This is a genomic window from Sodaliphilus sp., assembly GCF_045598405.1.
GTDB lineage: Bacteria > Bacteroidota > Bacteroidia > Bacteroidales > Muribaculaceae > Sodaliphilus > Sodaliphilus limicaballi.
Window position 1 is genome coordinate 1 of record NZ_JAZLLZ010000045.1, and the last position, 21,045, is coordinate 21,045.

At 51.1% G+C, this 21,045-nt stretch carries 17 protein-coding genes; 4 read left to right on the forward strand and 13 right to left on the reverse strand.

What is annotated here, in order from left to right:
- Positions 1–448: 448 nt before the first annotated feature.
- Together ACKI3C_RS04065 and ACKI3C_RS04070 are read left to right on the forward strand one after the other, a co-directional pair.
- Positions 449–742 (forward strand): DUF6794 domain-containing protein, encoded by a 294-nt coding sequence (locus tag ACKI3C_RS04065; protein WP_407402309.1) that lies wholly within the window; start codon positions 449–451, stop codon positions 740–742.
- Positions 743–1,110: 368 nt separating this feature from the next.
- Positions 1,111–2,664, forward strand: a complete 1,554-nt coding sequence (locus tag ACKI3C_RS04070) for a YifB family Mg chelatase-like AAA ATPase (protein ID WP_407402311.1) — start codon at positions 1,111–1,113, stop codon at positions 2,662–2,664.
- Between the two features lie 103 nt (positions 2,665–2,767).
- On the opposite strand, the gene rbr is transcribed toward ACKI3C_RS04070, so the two are convergent.
- The 13 genes from rbr to ACKI3C_RS04135 all read right to left on the reverse strand — a co-directional run bounded on the left by rbr (position 2,768) and on the right by ACKI3C_RS04135 (position 18,549).
- A complete protein-coding gene (rbr, locus tag ACKI3C_RS04075) occupies positions 2,768–3,310 on the reverse strand; it encodes a rubrerythrin (protein WP_407402313.1) in 543 nt (180 codons plus the stop codon).
- A gap of 130 nt (positions 3,311–3,440) precedes the next feature.
- On the reverse strand, positions 3,441–5,252 hold the full coding sequence (locus tag ACKI3C_RS04080) for a Na/Pi cotransporter family protein (protein ID WP_407402315.1): 1,812 nt from the start codon (positions 5,250–5,252) through the stop codon (positions 3,441–3,443).
- Between the two features lie 495 nt (positions 5,253–5,747).
- On the reverse strand, positions 5,748–6,641 hold the full coding sequence (gene deoC / locus ACKI3C_RS04085) for a deoxyribose-phosphate aldolase (RefSeq protein ID WP_407402317.1): 894 nt from the start codon (positions 6,639–6,641) through the stop codon (positions 5,748–5,750).
- A 78-nt stretch (positions 6,642–6,719) separates the two neighbouring features.
- Positions 6,720–8,564 (reverse strand): DNA polymerase III subunit gamma/tau, encoded by a 1,845-nt coding sequence (locus ACKI3C_RS04090; RefSeq protein WP_407402319.1) that lies wholly within the window; start codon positions 8,562–8,564, stop codon positions 6,720–6,722.
- Positions 8,565–8,964: 400 nt separating this feature from the next.
- Entirely contained in the window at positions 8,965–9,717 is a 753-nt protein-coding gene (locus tag ACKI3C_RS04095; protein ID WP_407402321.1) for a glycosyltransferase family 2 protein, read from the reverse strand.
- A gap of 12 nt (positions 9,718–9,729) precedes the next feature.
- Entirely contained in the window at positions 9,730–11,172 is a 1,443-nt protein-coding gene (locus ACKI3C_RS04100; RefSeq protein WP_407402323.1) for a B12-binding domain-containing radical SAM protein, read from the reverse strand.
- A 54-nt stretch (positions 11,173–11,226) separates the two neighbouring features.
- Positions 11,227–11,937 carry a UMP kinase gene (gene pyrH, locus ACKI3C_RS04105; RefSeq protein ID WP_407402325.1) on the reverse strand — a complete coding sequence of 237 codons (711 nt, stop codon included), beginning with the start codon at positions 11,935–11,937 and terminating at the stop codon, positions 11,227–11,229.
- A 104-nt stretch (positions 11,938–12,041) separates the two neighbouring features.
- Positions 12,042–12,704 (reverse strand): tetratricopeptide repeat protein, encoded by a 663-nt coding sequence (locus tag ACKI3C_RS04110; protein WP_407402327.1) that lies wholly within the window; start codon positions 12,702–12,704, stop codon positions 12,042–12,044.
- Positions 12,705–12,873: 169 nt separating this feature from the next.
- A complete protein-coding gene (locus ACKI3C_RS04115; protein ID WP_407402329.1) occupies positions 12,874–14,628 on the reverse strand; it encodes a helix-turn-helix domain-containing protein in 1,755 nt (584 codons plus the stop codon).
- A gap of 1,131 nt (positions 14,629–15,759) precedes the next feature.
- Entirely contained in the window at positions 15,760–16,161 is a 402-nt protein-coding gene (locus ACKI3C_RS04120; RefSeq protein ID WP_407402331.1) for a hypothetical protein, read from the reverse strand.
- Positions 16,162–16,188: 27 nt separating this feature from the next.
- Positions 16,189–17,025 (reverse strand): hypothetical protein, encoded by an 837-nt coding sequence (locus ACKI3C_RS04125; protein WP_407402333.1) that lies wholly within the window; start codon positions 17,023–17,025, stop codon positions 16,189–16,191.
- Positions 17,026–17,252: 227 nt separating this feature from the next.
- The gene (locus tag ACKI3C_RS04130; protein ID WP_407402335.1) at positions 17,253–17,966 is read right to left on the reverse strand and encodes a hypothetical protein; all 714 of its coding nucleotides are present in this window, start codon (positions 17,964–17,966) and stop codon (positions 17,253–17,255) included.
- A gap of 262 nt (positions 17,967–18,228) precedes the next feature.
- On the reverse strand, positions 18,229–18,549 hold the full coding sequence (locus ACKI3C_RS04135) for a hypothetical protein (RefSeq protein ID WP_407402337.1): 321 nt from the start codon (positions 18,547–18,549) through the stop codon (positions 18,229–18,231).
- A gap of 234 nt (positions 18,550–18,783) precedes the next feature.
- Here ACKI3C_RS04135 and ACKI3C_RS04140 point away from each other — a divergent pair, with 234 nt between their 5' ends.
- On the forward strand, positions 18,784–19,494 hold the full coding sequence (locus ACKI3C_RS04140; protein WP_407402339.1) for a hypothetical protein: 711 nt from the start codon (positions 18,784–18,786) through the stop codon (positions 19,492–19,494).
- Between the two features lie 185 nt (positions 19,495–19,679).
- Positions 19,680–20,543, forward strand: a complete 864-nt coding sequence (locus ACKI3C_RS04145) for a dockerin type I domain-containing protein (protein ID WP_407402341.1) — start codon at positions 19,680–19,682, stop codon at positions 20,541–20,543.
- Positions 20,544–21,045 lie beyond the last annotated feature (502 nt).

Here is a 21,045-nt window from a genome sequence, read left to right on the forward strand (position 1 = left end):
CACATGATTTTGTAATGAGAGGCTGAAAGCCGACACGCAGAACGCAGTTCTGCACATAACCCTGTCCTAACTGAGCGCAAGCGAAGGCAGGGCAGGGTAAACGCGATACACTGTACCCCGGTTGTAGACCCCTACCTCGAAACGTGCAAGGTTGCGGTCTTCAACCGCGATTTTATTACACTTCACCCCCCCACCGGCAGCCCGCAGGTCTGCGACCAGCGGTTAACCAAAGTTACGACCTCCCTGAGGTCTAAAAAAACCACAAAATATATATTTTCAATGAAAAAAAAATCAGTGAGATCAGTGAGATCCGCGCGGGGAGTTCCATTGGTGAATAGTTACGTTTTTTTGTTCGGTTCGCGAGTTAACATTTTTTCTCCAAGGTGTGCTTGTATTAGGCGCTGTGCAGGCGTAATTTTGCCGAAAAACCCAACCAACACACATCAGTATGAAAAACAACACACCACACACGTTGCAAGACTGTTTTGCAATCATCGATGCCGCTCTCACGCCAGATGACAAACAGGCAGTGGCTCGCGCCCATGAATTTGAACTGCGTTATGCCTTTCACGGCATTCTTGCCCAGTGGGTCAGGGTAAATCTGGTGGACCGTTACGGCCTGCAAGGCGAGGATTTCTTCTACTCGCATGACTTGTGGCAGCAGATACTCATCGTTGATAGCCCCGACGAACTCTCAACCCTCATCCTCCTAGCCTACCGCCGCTACCTTCTCAATAACTGAAGCAAAAGGGGCAAAAAGTTTTGCAGAGTGATGTTTTATTTATATCTTTGCCAAAAAGAAAATAAATTAGTAGTGTCCGGTTAAAATTGCGAGAGTTGTTCTAACTTTTCCAAACACTGTCAGTTACGACACTTTGGTATAATTGGGGCTTGGTATAGAACAAAAAAAGAAAATGATTTTTTTGTTTATATGGCTCACGCCAAGAAAATGGAGGACTCTGTCCTCAAAATGATAATACACTATCTGTGAGGTAATTCCATTTTGCTTGCAGAGCAAGCTATTTTCTAAGTGAAGCATAAAAATCATAATAAAAATATTTTCTTTTTTTACCGGACAACAATAAAAATAAATTAAAAACAGAAGATATTATGCTGACAAAGACTGTTGGTGCTGCCGTTCAGGGCATTGATGCGATTAAGGTTGACATTGAGGTATCGGTCGATTGGGGGTCGGGATTTGTCATCGTTGGACTCCCCGACACTGCTGTGAAGGAGAGCGGCGAGCGAGTGCGCTGTGCCATAGGGCAGGCGGGATATGACTTCCCCAACAAGAATGTTGTCATCAACCTGTCGCCCGCCGACATCAAGAAAGAAGGCTCGGCCTATGACCTGCCTCTCGCAGTGGGCATTCTAGCTGCCGACGAGAAGATTTCGACCGAACGCCTGGGCCGATACATGCTCATGGGCGAACTCTCGCTCGACGGCTCGCTGCGCGATGTCAAGGGTGCTCTGCCCATGGCTATCATTGCGCGCGAGATGCATCTCGACGGCTTTATCCTGCCACGCGCCAACGCCCTTGAGGCCGCCGTGGTCAACAATCTCAACATCTATGGCGTGGACAACCTGCAGCAAGTCATTGCATTCCTTAACGGCGACATTGCACTCGAACCCACAGTGGTTGATACCCGTGCCGAGTTTGCCCGTGCCCAGGGTCAGTTCCCTTATGACTTCAGCGACGTTAAGGGCCAGGAAAACGTGAAGCGCGCCTTTGAGGTGGCCTGTGCTGGCGGACACAACATCATCATCGTGGGCAGCCCAGGTTCGGGAAAATCGATGATGGCCAAGCGGTTGCCGTCAATCATGCCTCCACTCAGCCTGGGCGAGGCACTCGAAACGACCAAGATACACAGCGTGGCGGGCAAGCTGCCTGGCGGCACCACGCTCATGACCACGCGGCCTTACCGCTCGCCGCACCACACCATTTCGCCGGTGGCGCTCGTGGGCGGCGGGTCCTATCCCTGCCCTGGCGAGATAAGCCTTGCCCACAACGGCGTCCTCTTCCTCGATGAGCTCCCGGAATTCAACCGCAGCGTGCTCGAGGTAATGCGTCAGCCGCTTGAAGACCGCCACATCTCCATTTCTCGTGCCAAGTATGCCGTGGACTATCCTGCGTCGTTCATGCTCGTGGCGAGCATGAATCCGTGTCCTTGCGGCTACTACGGGCATCCCACCAAGCCCTGCATCTGCACCGAGCACCAGCGCATGCACTACATGGGCAAGATAAGCGGGCCGCTGCTCGACCGCATTGACTTGCAGGTGGAGGTGCAGCCTGTCGATTTTGACCAGATATCATCGCAGCAGCCTGGCGAACCCAGCGCCGACATTCGCGCCCGTGTGGTGATGGCGCGCGCCTTGCAGACCGAGCGTTTCAAAGATCTTCCCGGAGTGCACTGCAACGCGCAGATGACGCCGTCGCTCATACACCAGTATGCCGAGCCCGACGCCCAGGGCCTAGAGCGCCTGCGTGAAGCCATGACCCGCACTGGCATGAGCGCCCGTGCCTATGACCGTATCCTCAAGGTGGCGCGCACTATCGCCGACCTCGACGGCAGCGCTAGCGTACAACAACATCACGTCATGGAAGCAATCAGCTACCGCAACCTCGACCGCAGCAACTACATGCCCGGCAGCATGCCGTTCTAGCATGCCTCCGCAAATGACAAGCATCCAGGCCTGTATGAATTCATACCGCCTGGATGCTTGGTTATGGAGCTCTAAATGTTCCTGGCATATCGCCGGAAAGATTTTAATAGTTCTCGGGCTTGAGCTGGAAGTAAGCCTGAGGATGCTTGCACACTTCACACTCCTGGGGAGCGTCCTTGCCGATGTGGATGTGTCCGCAGTTGCGGCATTGCCAAATTGCATCGCCGTCGCGTGAGAACACCACTTTGTCCTCGATGTTCTGCAGGAGCTTGAGGTAACGTTTCTCGTGCTCTGCTTCGATGGCAGCAACGCCTTCCATAGTCTTAGCGATCTCATCAAAGCCTTCTTCGCGGGCTTCCTGAGCCATCACCTTGTACATGTCGGTCCACTCGAAGTTTTCGCCAGCAGCGGCAGCCTTGAGGTTCTCAACGGTGCTCTTCACAGCGCCGCCCTCGAGGAGCTTGAACCACAGCTTGGCGTGCTCTTTCTCTTGCAAAGCAGTCTCAGTGAAGAAACCTGCTATTTGCTCGTAGCCTTCTTTCTTGGCTTTAGAAGCGAAGTATAAATACTTGGTGTGTGCCTGTGACTCGCCAGCAAACGCATTCTTGAGGTTTTGCTCGGTCTTGGTGCCTTTTAATTCTTTCATAGTAGCGGAGTTTTTAAATTAGTTATTATTGGAATTTAATTTATTCGTGTATAATAAACCACTCTCAGATTATTACTGAACGAAATTCTCTGTGGTCTCTGTGCCTCTGTGGGAGACAGGGAGACGAGGGTTATTTCTCGGGGTTGAGTGCCTCGCTGTGCGAAGCATGCGGGTGGGTGCGCTTGACTTGCTCATCGACGCTGTCGATGACGTTCACGATGAAGTCACCCAGTTTCTCGGCCTCGCAGATGATGTCCATATAGAAGATACCAGCCTGATAGGGATAAACCTTCTGGTTGATGTTCTCGATGTTCTCGGTGCGGCACTGGTTGCGGAAGTTGTTGATTTCACGCTCCTTGTCGTAGGTGCGCATCATGTCCTCATCGGTAGCATTCTCGATATCCACCAGCACGGCGATCATGTTGCTCATTGCCTCACTCACGTAGCGCAAGATGGTGTCGATGTTGTTGTAGTTATAGTCGCTGAAGTGGGCTTGTGCCTCTTCCTTGCGCACGAGCGTGCGAGCCACGTTGTTGCAGCTGTCGGCAATGCTCTCGATCTCGCTCACGATGTTGAGCAGTGTTGATACCTGCCACTTGGCGTCGAGACTCAAGCGGCCGTCAACGAGCTTGTTGAGATAGTTGGCAATCTCAATTTCCATGCGGTCGCTTATCTCCTCATACTTGCCGATGCGGGTGTAGAGTTTGTTGAACTCCTCGGTGCCGGTCTTGGTGTGCACCAGAGTCTTCACCATGCCCAGCATGCGCTCAACGCGCTGCGCATAGACCACAGTCTCGCGCTGTGCCTGCATGATGTTGAGCTCGGCCGCATTGAGCAGACCGCCAGAGATATATTTGAGCTGGAATTCCTCTTCGTCTTTGTTTTTCTTCTTAGACTTGACGAGGAAGTTCACCATCTTCACATAGAGCTTGGTGAACCAAATCATCACGCCCAGGTTGATCACTGCAAGCACGGTGTGGAACATCGACATTGCAAACGACATTGAGAACTGCATCTGTGCCATCTGTTCCTCGCTCACTGCGGTGCCGCTGTTAGAGGTTTGGTAGAGCAAGTCGGGGTCGCCCATGCCGAAGACGCTCTCGTTCATCCACACGATGAGCTTGACCACGAGGAAGAAGCAAGGAAGCTCCCACACAGCACCCAGCACGTTGAAGAGCACGTGTCCGGCAGCAGCCTTCTTTGCGGCGGTGTTACCGCCTAGCGAAGCGAGCACGGGAGTGATGGTGGTACCGATCTTGCTACCCAGCACCATGGCGCAAGCCATGTCGAAGGGCACCCAACCCTTAGAAGCCAAGATGAGCACAATGGCAAAGGTGGCGGCGCTCGACTGGATGACTGCGGTGACAACCACGCCCACAGCCCAGAAGATGAGCACCGAGAGGAATCCCATCGACGTGTAGGCCTTGAGCGACTCGAAAATCTCGGGCGACTTGCTCAAGTCGGGCACATACTCGCTGATAGACGCAAGTCCCATGAACAAGAACACGAAGCCTATGAGGAACTCGCCTATCGACTTGGTCTTGTTCTTCTTCATGAGCATCATGGGCACCGCGATGGCAAGCAGTGGCATGAGCACTGTCCCCATGTTAACCTTAAAACCGAAAATAGCCACAATCCATGCGGTGAACGTGGTACCCACGTTGGCACCCATGATCACGGCCATACTTTGCTCGAGCGACATGAGACCGGCGTTAACGAAGCTAACAACCATCACCGTCGATGCCGACGAACTCTGGATTAACGCAGTGATTAAGATACCTGTGACCACGCCCATGAAACGGTTGCGGGTCATTGCTGAGAGGATGGAACGCAGTCCGTTGCCGGCTGCTTTCTGGAGGCCTTCGCTCATCACCTTCATGCCATACAAGAAGAGGCAGACGGCACCTATCAAGGCCACAAAGTCAACTATGGAATAATCCATTAACTAGTGAAGTTTTGGAGTTAGTAAAAATTTTGTTACAAAGTTAATTAAAAAAAATCACACTAACCAAACTTGCCGCAATGTTTTTTGTGCTGCACCCACCTATATACAACATGTAGTGCATTTTGTGCAAGCAAATGGAATGAAGTACCCACCTATAAAAAAATAATCCTCGACATCAACGTCGGGGATTGCTTAACTAATTAACCTTCTAATACCATTAACATAAACCTTAAACAATGAAAACACGCAACCGTCATCTCGACGCCTGGGATTTCATAACCTTAAAAACTAATACCATGAAAAACCGATGCAAAATTAAGCATAATATGTTTTACAACATAAATTTTCAACATAAAAATGCTTGTATTTAACTTTTATTTAAAATTATACATGGTTTTATGAGGAAATTTTTAAAGTTGTTAACAATTATATTCACAACGCAGCCCTGCGCGGGATGGGCGCAGGGCTGTGCGATATAATAGAGGTGTCTTTTTAGAAAGGCTTTTCCTCGGTGCCGGTGAATGACTGGAAGAGTGCGTTGGCCAGGCTTGATGCGCCTATGCGGAAACGCTCGTTGGTGAGCCACTCTTCGCCCAGGACTTCCTTGACGATGGTGTAGTACTTAACAGCGTCGGCAGTTGAACGGATGCCGCCCGATGCCTTGAAACCTACCACGTTGCCGGTCTTCTCGTAGTATTCCTTGATGCACTGGCACATCACGTAGGCCGCCTCGAGGGTTGCGCCAGAATACACCTTGCCGGTAGATGTCTTGATGAAATCGGCTCCGGCATACATCGACAGAATCGATGCAAGGCGTATCTGCTCGGCTGTCTTGAGCAAGCCGGTCTCGAGAATCACCTTGAGGTGACGGCCGCCCATGCAGTTCTTGATCTCGCTGATTTCGTCGCACAGTTCCTCGTAGGCTCCGTCGCGCAGGTAACCCACATTGATCACGATGTCAACCTCGTCGGTTCCGTCCTCAACAGCGAGAGCGGTCTCGGCAATCTTGGTCTCGATGTGAGCTTGCGATGAGGGGAAGCATGCGCTGCACACTGCTATGTTGACGTCGCTCACCTCAAGCACCGAGCGCACAACTGCTGCGAAGTTGCTGTAAACGCAGATGGCAGCCACGTTCTTGTATTGGGGATAGTGCTCGTCGAAGGCGTTGACGCGCTGCACAAACTTTGCCACGCTGCTCTCGCTGTCCTCGGTGCCGAGGGTTGTGAGGTCAACGCAGTTGAGCAGGAACTGATAAATCTCGGGGGTGCAGTTCTCGCTGTAGTGTTCGTTAAGAATCTTATCGACAGCTGCCTGTACGGCTGCGTCGTCGGTAGTCACCTGGCTTGCATCGATGACTGCCTGATAGCGGTTAATGTTGTTGTCCATTTCTTGTTTATTTATATTATGAATTTATTATCTCTTGTCTCTAATCTCTAATCTCTTGTCTCTAATCTCTCACCCTGCCTATGCAAGTCCCAGCTGGTAGTCCTTGATGAACTGGGTGAAGGCGGGGTTGTTCTTCTGAATCTCCTCAACCACCTCACGCGGCGTGAGCATTCTTGCCGACGGTCCTCGCTCGCTTATCTTCACGTCGAGCGCAAGCATGTCGTTGCCCACGGCGTCGCGCAGGTGGGCGAGCAACTGGGGCTTCACGGTCTCGATAAACTCAACTTGGCTGGGGTTCTGCACCTCTATCTCACACAGCGTGTCGTTCACACGCTTGGGGTAGGCCATGCGCATGGTGTTGACCACTACATGCTCATGCGGATGCGCGATGATGTAAGCCACCCACGCATCGTTAAGTTGCTGGTCGGTAAACGCCTTTTGCCTGACGGGGTCGGCCCCAGCGGCATCGGGCGTAGGGCCTTGCTGCGCGGCGGGACCGGTTTGCTGGTCGGCAGGTGTCGATGGCACATTGACCATGATGCGCGCTGCGGGGCGGGGCGTTCCATACACTGGACGACGCTGCTGCGCGGGTTGCTGCGGCTGCTGATAGGCTTGCTGCTGCGGGGTCGCATAGCGGGCAGGTTGAGGCTGCTGGGCCATGGGCTGTGCCACTGGTTGAGCTACGGGCTGCGCTACTGGTTGTGCCATGGGCTGCGCCACCGCTTGGGCCACGGGCTGTGCCTCCGCTTGGGCCACGGGCTGTGCCTGAGCTGGCTGAACCTTCTTTATGGCAGGCGGTTGCTGGGCTGGCTGGTCCTGGGGCAGCGGGTTCATGATCTGGCACATCTTGATGAGCGTCAGTTCCACGAGCAGCTGCTTGCTGGTGGCATTGCGGTAGTTGAGGTCGCAGTTGTTGCACAGTTCTATCGAGTGGTAAAGGAATCGTGGTGTGACCTTGGCAGCCTGGGTGACATAGAGTTGCGCCACCTCGGCATTCATCTCCAGCAGCGAGTGGGTTTGCGGTGTGCTCGACACCATGAGGTCGCGCACGTGCTGCCCCAGACCGTTGATGAAGAATTGTGAGTCAAAGCCTTTCTCCCTGATGTCGCGATAGATGAGCAATGCCTGGGGCACGTCGCCGGCAATGAACGCCTCTACGAGCTTGAAGTAGTAGTCATAGTCGAGCACATTGAGGTTCTCGATAGCGCTGCGATAGGTGATGTGTCCCTCGCATGAGGCTGTGACCTGGTCGAAGATCGACAGCGCGTCGCGCATACCGCCATCGGCCTTCTGGGCGATGACATTGAGCGCGGCAGGCTCGGCCTCGACGTGCTCTTCCTCGCAGATGTATTGGAGCTGCTTGACGATGTCGGGCACGGTGATGCGCGAGAAGTCGTAGATCTGGCAACGCGACAAGATGGTGGGGATCACCTTCTGCTTCTCGGTGGTGGCGAGGATGAAGATGGCATACTCGGGCGGTTCCTCCAGCGTCTTGAGGAAGGCGTTGAACGCAGCCGTGGTGAGCATGTGCACCTCGTCGATGATGAACACGCGGTAGCGACCGGTCTGCGGCGGGATGCGCACCTGCTCGTTGATGTTGCGGATGTCATCTACCGAGTTGTTTGACGCGGCATCGAGCTCTGTGATGTTGTAGGAGCGTTGCTCGTTGAACGCACGGCACAGTTCGCACTCGTTGCACGCCTCGCCCTCGGCAGTGGGATTCAGGCAGTTGATGGTCTTGGCAAAGATGCGGGCGCAGGTGGTCTTGCCCACGCCGCGAGGTCCGCAAAACAGATAGGCATGCGCCAGTCTGCCGCTAGAAATCGCCGTCTTGAGCGTGTGGGTTAGGGATTCCTGGCCCACTACGCTGCGAAACGTTGCCGGACGATACTTTCTTGCCGAAACGATATAGTTATTGCTCATTTTCTTGTCGTGAAAAGTTTATTGAGCAAAGTTACAAAATTTTAGTGAAATAAGCGATGCAATATCGCAAAATAAAATGAACCAGCTTCGTTATTTCGCAAAAGACGAAGCACCCCCCGACTTCTCCACTTCCCCAATTCTCCCACATAGACATAGAAGGACGTAACCATTCAGCAATGGAACTCCCCGCGCAGATCTCACCGAACTCACTGATTTTCTCATTGAAAATATATATTTTGTGGATTTTTTAGACCTCAGGGAGGTCGTAACTTTGGTTAACCGCAGGTCGCAGACCTGCGGACAATCCAATACTCCGTGGGGGATGGTCTAAAAAATTTTAATCGAAATCTGCTTTAATCTGAAAAAAATCCCTTAATTCTGTTTCAGTGGCCTGTTTCGGTCAGTTGATGCGGCGGTACTTGGTGTAGAGGTGCAGAAGTCCCTTGATGTGCTTGTAGCCCAGCCACGAGAACGGGTTGCGGGCTGTGGCGCGCTGGTAGGCATGGATGATGGAATACTGCGGCAGGTACTTGATGCGCCATCCGGCCTGACGCAGGCGCAGGCAGTAGTCGGCATCTTCGGGACCATAGAAGATCGCCTCGTCGAGCATACCGATCTGGCTCACCGCCTCGCGTTTCATCATCTGGCATGCGCCTATCACGTAGAGGGGCTCGATGCTGCCGTCGGCATCGGTCTTGTAGTTGAACTTGCGGCGTTGCAGGCGCAGGATGCTGCGCAACTTGGACCTCACTCCGGGATAGGCCCTGAAACTGGGCTGCTGGTTGCCCTGGGCGTCGGTCATGCGGCAAGCGCACAAGCCCACGTCGCTGTGCTCGTCGAGGTAGCGTTCCATGCCCTCGATGGCCTCGCGATTGACGATGGTGTCGTTGTCGAGGATGAGCAGCTTGGCGCCGGTGGCGCGCATGAATCCCTGGTTGCGTGCTGCAGCGATGCCGCGGTTGGTGCTGTTGCACGTGAGCCTCACTTGCGGAAACTCGCGCCGCAAGGCCTCCTGGGTGCCGTCGGTCGAGGCGTTGTCAATCACGATGGCCTCCACATCGCTGCGCTCCATCACGGGGAGCAGCGACGACAAGCACTGGCGCGTGGCGTCAATGTTGTTCCAGGTGAGTATTATGATTGACAGTTTTATCATTATTCAGCAGAATTATCCTAACAGTTTTCTCTTCAATGCCCTGGCGGCATGCATGAACTCTCCCACCGAGGTGAACCGCCCTATGTGGGTAGAGATGAAGTGCCACGACAGGAAGTAGGACAAGTTGTTGCGTTGCAGCTCTCGCTCCATCTCGCGCGCTGTGAGGTGCGGAAAATTGACGATGCTGTTGCGCTGCACGTCGGTGGGCTCATACTTGCCCGTGGCCAGCCAGCCGTTCTCCTTGCACAGCTTGTAGAACTCGGTGCCGGGGAATGGCGACACAATGTTGAACATCACCTGGTCCACCTTGAGGCGTTTGGCCTCGCGCAGGGTGTGACGCACCGTTTCGCGTGTCTCCAGCGGGCAGCACCCTATGAGGATGTTGAGCTTGACTGGCACGCCGTGGCGTTTGAGCGTGTCGATGGCATCGTATATCTGCTTGCTGGTGATTCCTTTCTTTATGTAGGCGAGAATCTCGTCGTCAAACGATTCCACACCCAGGTCGATGTAGCGGCATCCGCTCTCGCTGAGCATCTGCGCGATGGCAGGCGTGATGGCATCTACCCTAGCCTGGCAGCCCCACACCATGCCGTAGCGGCGCATCACCTCGCACAACCCGCGTGTGCGCTCCTCGTTCCAGATGAAATTGTCATCGACAAAGCCCACTGCCTTGTAGCCCTGCTCGTGCAGCATGCGCATCTCACGGTCCACACTCTCAACCGAGCGCATGGTGATGAGCGGCTTGCGACCGTCGTTGTGCTTGCGGTGCTCTATCTCACGGGCAAACGTGAGGCTGCTGGGCACGCAGTAGATGCACTTGAACGGGCAGTTGCGCGACGTGAGGGCGGTGGTGTAGCCGTCACATTTGAGCTTGGGGTTGTGGTAACGCCGCTCGCCCAGCAGGTGGCGGGCGGGGAACGGAAGCGTGTCAAGGTCGGTGATGAGGGCACGCTGGCGGTTGTTCACCATCTCGCCCGAGGCGTTGAGATAAGAGATGCCATCGATGGCGTCGAGCGGCTTGCCCGTAGCTAGGGCATCAACGAGCTCGCTCACCGTGGCCTCGGGCTCGCCACGCACCACGATGTTGCGGGCATGGACAAGCGTCTTGCGTATGAAATAGGTCGCCCCGGGACCCAGAAAAACCACATAGGCCTCGGGACGCAACTCGTGCACAGCAGCAGTTGCCAGCAGGTCGCCCTCGAGCGACAGGTTCACCATCCACACCATGTAGATGTCGCTGTCGTCGCTGCGCAGCCACTGGCGCCACTCGCGGTCGTCGCAATGGTGAGAGAAGTCACGGTAACTCACATCACACCCGTCCTTGCCCTCCACCACGGCAGCTACGATGAGCTCGTAGATGTTGGGCATGGGATACACCACATGAGTGCAACCCGCCGATCGTTCGGCAGGCCGCTTCCCCACAAGCACCGGCGGCGTGACAAACGTGACTTTCATCAAGTCTTCTTTTAGTTTTTTTGTTATTTATCCTGAGCTTCTAGCGACCTTAACTCAATACACCACGGTACCTATCTTCTCGCCGGCGAGGACCTTGCGCAGGTTGCCCACGACGTCCATGTTGAACACGTGGATGGGCAGGTTGTTCTCCTTGCACATGATGGTTGCAGTCATGTCCATCACCTTGAGATTGCGCTCATAAACCTCGTCATAGCTGATGCGGTCAAACTTGGTCGCAGTGGGATCCTTCTCGGGGTCGGCAGTGTAGATGCCGTCCACGCGTGTGCCCTTGAGCATGACGTCGGCCTCAACCTCGATGCCACGCAGCGCCGAACCGGTGTCGGTGGTGAAGAAGGGGTTGCCTGTGCCACACGACATGATGGCCACCTTGCCCTGGTTCATGGCGTCGATAGCGCGCCACTTGCTGTAATGCTCGCCTATGGGCACCATGCTCACGGCGGTGAACACCTGCGAGGGCTGACCCACTGCGTCGAGGGCGCTCGACAGCGCGAGAGAATTAATCACGGTGGCAAGCATGCCCATCTGGTCGCCCTTCACGCGGTCCACGCCACGCGCTGCGCCCGAGAGGCCGCGGAAGATGTTGCCGCCGCCTATCACGATGGCTACCTGCACACCTGCATCAACGATTTCCTTGATCTGCATAGCATAGTCGGCTACGCGTTGAGGGTCAATACCATGGCCTTGTCCGGCCGCCAGCGACTCGCCGCTGAGTTTCAGCAAAATTCTCTTATAGATCGGTTTCATAGGAATTGAGTTTTTTGACGGTGGGAACCCCACCTGTAAAAAACGCGGGGCGTGTTTTCATTCACAGTCCCCGCGTGTATTGTTAGCGTTGTTTAGTCACGAAATTATTTTCCGGCGAGTGCGTTAGCACGCTCGATGTACTTATCCACGCCATAGTTCTCGGCAAAGGCGGGATAGTTGTCCTTGATGCTCTGATAGAGGTCGGCCTCTTCAACATATTTCTTCTGAGCGTGAAGCACAGTAGCTTTCTTGCGCATGAACACGGGAGCGAGGAGCTCGTTGTCGTCACTCAGCTTGATAGCCTTGTCAAATGCGCCTACCGCCTTGTCGAGCTGCTTGAGGTTGACGTAGCAGTCGCCCAGCAGTGACTGTGAAGCAGGACCCACGATAGTACCTGCAGCCGAGTAGTCCTCGAGGTATTTAGCAGCCTCTTGGTACTTGCCCTGCTGATACAGGATGATAGCAGCGTTGACAGCAGCGCGGTCGATGTCGCCGGCAGCAGCCTCATAGTCTTTGAGAGCGTTTGCTGTGTCATTCATCAGGATGTACTCACGGTCGGCCTTGCCCACCAGTTCGGTTGCTTTCTCCTTGTTGGGGATGTGAACGAAGTAATAGTAAGCAGCGCCAAGGGCCACGAGGCCTAGCAGTGCTACAGCAGCCCAAGTGAGGACTTTTTTGTTTTTCTCAAGTTTTTGCGCGGTACCAGTCAGCGAGTCATTAACCTCTTCAAGTGTGGTACGTGCGGGAGCAGTTTGTTTCTTTGCCATTTCTATATGTTCTTTTAATTTTTTGCGTAATTATGCAGTAAATACATTTTGACTTGCAAAGGTAATAGATATTTGCCTAAAAATAAAATAAATCACATTTTTTTTTCAATTTTCCACTCATTTGCCCTTATATCGCCTTGCCTAACGGGCAAAACGGGCGAAAAAGCCACTACTTCTGCGCTGCGCGGAACTCGGTGGGGGTGATGCCGTATTCTTCGCGGAACAGCATGTAGAACAGCTGCCTGCTCATGCCGCACTCGCCGGCTATCGCGTCAATGGTGAGATTGGGGTTCTCGCGCATGAGTTTCACAGCTTCGCGCAGGCGCAGGCGGTTCATGTACTTGGTGTAGGACAGTCCGGCATAGTCACGGAACAGCGTTGCAAACTGCGCCCTGGGTATGCCCAGCTCTTTGGCAAGCTGCTCGCGGTTGAGGCTTGAAGCATAGAGACGACGGGTGATGATTTCCTGCTCTATGCGTATGAATGTCTTGCGGTTTTCCTCGTCCTTGGCGGGGTTAGCTTCGGCCGACGGCTGCTCTGGAGCCTCGCCCGCAGCGTCTTGATGGGTCTCGGCGGTTTCCTCTTGCGGCACGGGAGCGGGTTGGTGCTGCTGCAACGCCAGGCGAGTGTCGCTCTGTGCTTGCGACAGCATAGCGATGGTGTGCACCAGCGCCTTGTTCTTGTTCTGGACAAACTTGTTGAAACGTCTCACCTTTATTATATAGGCAACCAGCGCGCACACGAGCACTGCACCCAGGATGGCAAGAATGGCATACATGCGGCTGCGCGATGAGTAGAGCTCGGCCTCGGTCCTGCTGTCGTGCACCTCAAACACGGCGTTGAATTCTGCCACTTGGCCTTGCATATCCCTTGCCGTGAGGCTGTCGCGTATCACGTTGTAGCGGTTGAGCGTTTCCAGGGCAGCACGGTAGTCGCCCTTGCCCTCCAGGGCAACGGCCATCGAACCAAGGTTGGCGGCATAACGCCTGTTGATGGTGTCGCCGCTGTGCACCGCCTCGTTGACAAACGTGCGGGTGCGCTCGAGCAACTCGTCATATCGTTTTGACTCGGCAAGATAGCCGTAGATGCCCTGGCTGCGGCCGGGCACGATCTTTTCGAGTTCGGTGAAGCGGGCGTATGCCTTGTCGGCTTCGGCTCGTCGGCCGGCAAGGGTGTAGAGCGTGGCAAGCAGCGACTGGAGTGTCATTTCCTGTATCTCAGCCTCGTTTTTCATGGGTTTGAGGTCTTTATCTACTTTTCCCACGAGGTTCTTGAGCCGGTCGCACATCTCCAGCGCTTCGTCATATCGCTTGGCCTTGCACAGCTCGATGGCAAGTCCTTCATATTCGTAGCGCAGGTTGTCGCACTTGCGGCGGTAGTTGCTGGCTTCCATCAGCTTGTTGGCATTTTTCATCTTCTCAATGCCGCCGGCACGGTTGCCCTGGTAACACAGGCTGAGGCCCATCTCGAAGAGCGCTATGGCTTCCATGGGTTTGTTGCCCTCTTGCAGTGCCGCTTTGTGCAGTTTCTCGGCAGTCTTCATTTTTTCCGAGATTACCCCCGTGGCGTCATAACACGAGATGAGGCGGTGCAGCAGCGCAAAGGTGTTGTCGTTGTCGCCCTGTTCCTCGGCGGCGGCAATCGCCTCCTTATAGAAATGGATGGCTGTGATGTGCCGCGACGTGTTATAGTTCATGTCGCCCTCCAGGAAGTCAAGGTCCATTGCGCTCAGCTTGTGCCCCTTGACATCGGCACCGCGCTGGCGCAGCTGACTCATGATGTACTCGCTCTTAGCGGGTTCGGTAAACAGGAAGTAGTACAAACCGTCCTCGGTGATCATGCTGTCGGGGACTACGGGTGCCGCTTGCAGGCCTGAAACGGCCACCACGACGATAAGAAGCAGCGATGTGAGCAATCTGTTCATGAGTAGAGTTTTTTTGATTTCACCCACAAAGATAATAAAAATTTGTTTATAAAATCGTGTCCAAAAAACGGAAATTCCACAAATTAGACGCGTTTTGTCGGAAGTCACACACTCTTTTTTACGCAAAAGCCCCACAGCGCGTGCGCGAAACAAGTAATTTTGCACCATCGAAAGTTAATGCAAAGTTTAACGAATCGTAATATCAAAAAGACATAGGTAATTTTTCTGCTACATCGGAACCCAATCAGTGCGCGGCACCTTTCGTATTTGTGCTTTATAATGTGTATTCCAATTTCCAATCGGCCGACGCACTCCGATGAGCCAAAGTCCACCTCCTCGCCTTGGCGGCGGGGAGGACTTTTTTTGTAGCTCTCCCACGCGGATCCCATCGTTCGCCCACAGAGAACACAGAGATATGACACAAGGGGAACTTCATGAAGGACAAAATACAGCTTAATCTGCTTTGCATTAAAGGTGGGTTCTATTAATTTTGTCGAGGCGATTTTGAGAGATGTTTTGAGTAGATTTTATTATAACGACATAGTCGTTACACTGCATCGTAACCGATGGTCGAGACCGTCGGAGATACCAAAACAGGCTCAAAAGCGACCGAAATAAAAATTTATCTTTTCTCATAATTAATAGAACCCGTAACTATTCAGCAATGGTATTTTGAGTAATATCCCCGCGCGGATCTCACTGATAACACTGATTTAATAATAACTGAAAGAAATTAAAATAATTAGAATAATTTCTTATTCAGTTAAATCAGAGCAATCTGTTGTAACTATACTACAATAGATTTTTATCCGCGCGGGGATCTCACATGATTTTGTGCGAGAGAAAGATTTTCATAAGGTCTGGGCGGGGACTCTGCAAAATTCTATTGCTGAATAGTAACATTACAACTCAGCGAAATACCCACTTGCGAAAGTTGTATTTTACTCAACTTTAGCATATGGAACCATCTGAATTTCACCTATTTGCTCCGATTAGCGTCCTACTGGACGCATCTGCTTGTTGATACTATACCCCCACCGCCGAACGTGGCGGTGGGGGTTATTCAGGTATTGTCCTGCCGGACAATAAATTAGCAATATTTTGTATCAAATGCTAAAGTTTAGTATTTTGTTATTTTACAAGCACTTTCTTGCCGTTGACGATGTAGATGCCGGGTTCGGTGATGCGGTCGTACTTCACGCCATTCAGGTCAAAGATGCCCTCTACAGCCTTGTTGGCGGCAGGGAACTGCTCGTTGAGGATGTCGGTGATGGCAGTGGGAGTGTCCTCCTTGTGGATGAAGACCATCTCCTTGATGCCGTTGATGTTGAATTCCTCGGTGCCGCTGCCATAGTTGAGTACCATGGTGTTGGCGTCGCGGTAGGTGATTTCGGGCGAATGTGTGAAGAGCACTTCAGTGTCAGTACCTTCGTTAAGCGACAGGCGCAGTGCATTAATCTCTTCACCCTCGGCCCATGCTGCAGTTGCTCCCATGAGCATGCACACAGCTGCAAATATTATTCTCTTAATCATAGTTTCTGCTATTTAATTTAGAGTTATTTATTTTTTCTTAGTGAAGACGGGGCGCACGGGTTCGCCATTATGACGGTACATCGCAGGGTCGATTTGACGCCTCTTGGCCCAAAGTTGCAGTGACTGGCATTTTCTGTATTCACCACTGTCAGCGAATGTTGTACTATAATTGGCGAGCCAATAGTCCGTAGCCGTATTAGAATACGTAGTGTGGTTGATGTAGCCTGATATGGGGAGGAAAATGCTCTTGTCGGTGTATCCTTCGATCATGCTTGTTACCAGATATCCTGCCATGCCTGATCCTTCAAAATCTTCCATATATGACCAGTAGCAGTTGTCCATCAACTCCTGCATTTCGTCGAGGGTGGGTATGCGCCACTCACCGCCCCAGTTTACATGGGCAGCGTCATATTCTGGCTTCAAGAGCAAGGTCTCTTTGTCATAAGGAAGAACACTCCATTCATGTTGATCATGATACTGGCCATCATCTCCCTTGATAGCGTTCCAATAAGTTTCAGCACTGTAGCCAAATTGCATGGCTTTTTTCCACTCAATCTTAAACTCGGGTTTATAGGTGATTGAAGTGTAGTGGGGAGAAGTCTCGCCCCAGCCAAAGAGATCTCCGGGTTCAGTAGGTTCTGTGGCTCCCACATTGCAGGTAGCCCACATTGTGCCAGAGGGGAGACCCAGGTCAACGTACTCATGCTCTTCCTGTACCCATGTAACCCTAGAGTCGGCAGCTACAGTAAATACTTGTGTTGTACCATCCGGTGACTGTACATACATTTTTGTGGTAGTTACGCTTTGTGCCCATGCACCCATGGCCACTGTGAGCAGTGCCATCGATAATAAATTCTTAATCATGTCTTTAAACTTTTTATTTAATATTACTTTTTTGTTTTGTAACTACTCAGCTATGGTATTCTCTCGCGCAGATGACGCAGATTGAAATTTTCAGAAATTAAATTAATTAGAATAATTAATCGTTTATAAATTAAATATTTAGCAAGAAAATATAAACAAAGAAATTATTTTAATCCCTGGAGGATAAATCCTCAAAAAAGCGCCGGCTGAGTAGTTACTTTGTTTTATTATTCGTGTTTGGGTAAAACAGGACGGACGGGTAATCCACAGTGACGCAGCTCGTCAACCCTGTCAATGGTGGCGTTGTTGTATCTCAAGATCCATCCACGGGTATGGTCCTGATTGATGATCGATGACGACCAGAAATATCCATATTCATTGTCCAGGACCAGGTTGAGGCCATTGCGCAGTCCGCCGGCAGGAAGGAAAATGGAGTTTCCGTTAGGACCTGTCACCACATAGCCGTGGGTGCCGTGATAGTTGCGCTCAAAGGTCCATGTACACTCCTCCATGAGCTCCTTAAAATCTACACGCGTGGGCATGCGCCAGTATCCGCGCCAGCTCAGGTGGGCTACGTCCTTGTCCTGGGGCAACTCGGTGGGGTTGTCCTTGTAGGCATAGTTGGCAAGAGAGTAATCATCTTTCACACCCATCTCGCCCCAACAGAAGTAGTGGCCATAGTCCCAAGGTTCTTCGGCTCCGATGTTGCAGGCAGCCCATCTCAGTCCAGATGTCAAGCCCAAGTCAACATAGCGGTGTCCATCTTCCTTGTTCTCTTCTTTCTCGGTTTTAGCACCCCATGTCACCTTGAGGTCGGGGGTCACTTCATAACTCTTGTCCTCGCCGTCAGGCTGATGCACATTCATGTAGTTCTTCCCCTGTGCATTAGCCATGAGAGCAGCTGTAAGAGCTAGGGCAAAAAACAGAAAATATTTCTTCATAAAAATTATTTTAAAAATCACATGGCAAAGGTGGTCATTATTTTTACAATAACGAGCAAAAATGCACAAAAAAGTAATCCCCGCAAGGACACAAGAAAAAGTCCCACCCCTAATCTCCACTCTGCGAACTAATCCCGCAAAGGCCGAAAGAATAGGGTTAGACCTTGATTCTGTTGAAAAATTCAGACGACTTTGATATGACGATAAAGTTCCCCATATTCAGTCTCTTATGGGTATGTCTTTTTCGTGGTGGTGTACCGTCTCAACTGGGACTTGCCGAGACAAAGGCGTCGTCCTCGTTGGCGGTGAGGTTGCCGTTCTCGTCAATGAAGTACCACTCGCCTTCGTACTGTGCCATGACAATCTCGCGCTCGTTGAAGTCGGTTTTGTCAAAGATGGCATCGGTCACGATATCAGTACCAAGGCAGATGAGCCCTTCCTTCCCGTCCTTTTTGTAAACGATAATATCGTTGAAAGGCTCAAAGGTTTCGTAACCTTGCTCGGCAAGCCTCGTGATTGTTTCTACCCCGTTGTTCAGCACTGATTTAAAGTTCTCAAGCATTTCTTTTGAAATCACGTTCATAATAATGTATATAAAATTAGTTGTTAATGATTCAATAACTCTCTGTGTCATTGACGGTGCAAAAGTATACCAAACTCTTGACATATCAATAGCAAATATACGTATAAAAAAATGATAACAATTTTATACTTTTTTTTCCGGTTTCTTACCGCAATTAGAAAAAAGAGTGTATATTTGCAGTAACGGAGGGTTCTCAAAAGAGCACTCAAAGCTAGACATGAAACGTTTAAGGAAATGAACAATAGAATAGAAGAAATCATCAGAGAGAGTATATCACGTGTCTTAAGTGATGACTCTGTTAATGCGAAAAACCGCACGCAAAAGCACATCATCAATGCATTCAGAAAGGGTAAAAGTGGATATCAAGGTATAAGAACTATAGCAGTGTTTACATCTTCAACCCCTGATTTAATGACTGCGCAAAATGACGTTAATTTAAGAAAGCTAAATAAATTATTGAAAGGCGCTAATTATGTGACTATACCATTAATAGATCAATGGGAAGGGCAGAGAGAATATTCATGCGCAGTGATTAACATTTCCCGAGAAAGTGCTGCAAGATATTGCGGGCAATATCAGCAAGCGGGTTTCGTTTTCTACGAACTAGAAGATGAACCTGCAGTAAAGTGTGAGTGCTGGGAAAAGGAAGAACCTGCTTTGCCCTATCACCCTGGGCGAAATAATTATGTAAAAAAAGAAGAAGCAAAAGAAATCATAGAGACCCCAAATTCGGAAGACGACTTCTCAAAAACAGGGAAAGACTGCAAATATTTTGCTGTCTTTGAATGCATCAATGAGTCTATCTGTAGAAATCTGAATGTGATGATAGAAAAAGGTTTCGGTGGTCATAACAATCCTGCTGGGACAATAATAGACTTTTCTATTAACCGAAAAGGGCAGTCGCCACACATCTATAGAGGACAATTATATAAAGGGCTTTTATAGCAGATATTCAGATGCATAAAAATAGGCAATGATATACTATTAGACCCTGAACTATATAAAAAGTGGGTGTCGCAAAATGCATGGACTACCTCTTTTAATGTCTGTTCGTTAATGAATTATGGTGGTTAATACAAAAAAAATGTTGTATATTTGCAGTTGTATTGCATTAATAAATAACAATTAGTATGAAAAAAATATTTTTGCTTTTGGCTATGGTGTGCTGTCTGCAGGCCACCGCTGCGGTGAGGGGTGACGTGAATGGCGACAATACTGTTGACGTGAGCGACATCAATATTGTGATCAACAAGGTTCTGGGTAAAGGCGGCCCGGGCAATACCGACGTGAATGGTGACGGCACAACCGATGTGAGCGACATCAACATTGTCATCAATATCGTCCTGGGCAAGGACGTGCCCGAGACACATGAATATGTCGACCTGGGTCTCCCCGGCGGCGTGCTGTGGGCTACCTGCAACGTGGGCGCCGAGAAGCCCGAGGACTACGGCCTAAACTTCGCATGGGGCGAGACCACAGGCTACACCAAGGACGAGGAACACAAGTTCTCCTGGTCAAACTACAAGTATTGCAACGGCAGTGCTGAAAAGATGACTAAGTATAGCACAAGCACTATATACTGGGATCCCGAGTTGGGCACATCGCCCGACGGCATTACCGTTCTTGAAGCCATGGACGATGCCGCGACTGCTAACTGGGGCGATGAGTGGCGCATGCCCTCCCTCCAGGAGGTAAGGGACCTTACCAATACCGGGTACACAACTACCGAGTGGGTGACAGTGAACGGCGTTTCTGGTCGCAAGATAACAAGCAGGAGCAATGGCAACAGCATTTTCATTCCTGCTGCCGGTTACCGCACCGGTAATGAGTACTATCGCGATGGCACTTACGGCTACTGCTGGGCACGAGAACTCTACTCGGGCATAGCCGATTTGCCTTGCAACTTGTCAGTCTATGAAAATAGTCTTAGTTGGAACGTGTCTAACCGATACGAGGGTCTCACGGTAAGACCTGTGCGTGTAAATGCAAAATAATCCTATCTTGTTATAGGCCAAGCATAAAGAGATGGTTGTGGAGTCCCCACCACTTTACTGAAATCTTTCTCTCGCACAAAGTATAAGGCACAAAGAGAGGCTGAAAGCCGACACGCAGAACGCAGTTCTGCACATAACCCTGTCCTAACTGAGCGCAAGCAAAGGCAGGGCAGGGAAAACGCGATACACTATACTGCGGTCTTCAACCGCGCTTTTGTCACACTTTACACCCCCACCGGCAGTCGTTGCACTCCTTTCGGTAGGGGTTATGTGCCCAAAGCGATGCTTTGTGCGTGTCGGCTTTCAGCCTTTCGTTGTTAATAATCAGTGTTATTCGTGAGATGTGCGCGGGGATTCTGTAAAATTGATATTGGTGTATAGTTACGATTTCATATTACGCTGTTTTCCCTGTTTTTTGCAAAGGGAAAGTCATTTTTTTGCCAAAGGTTGTTTTTTATTACATAAAATTTTGTAATTTTGCACTGTCATAGTGCAAAACATC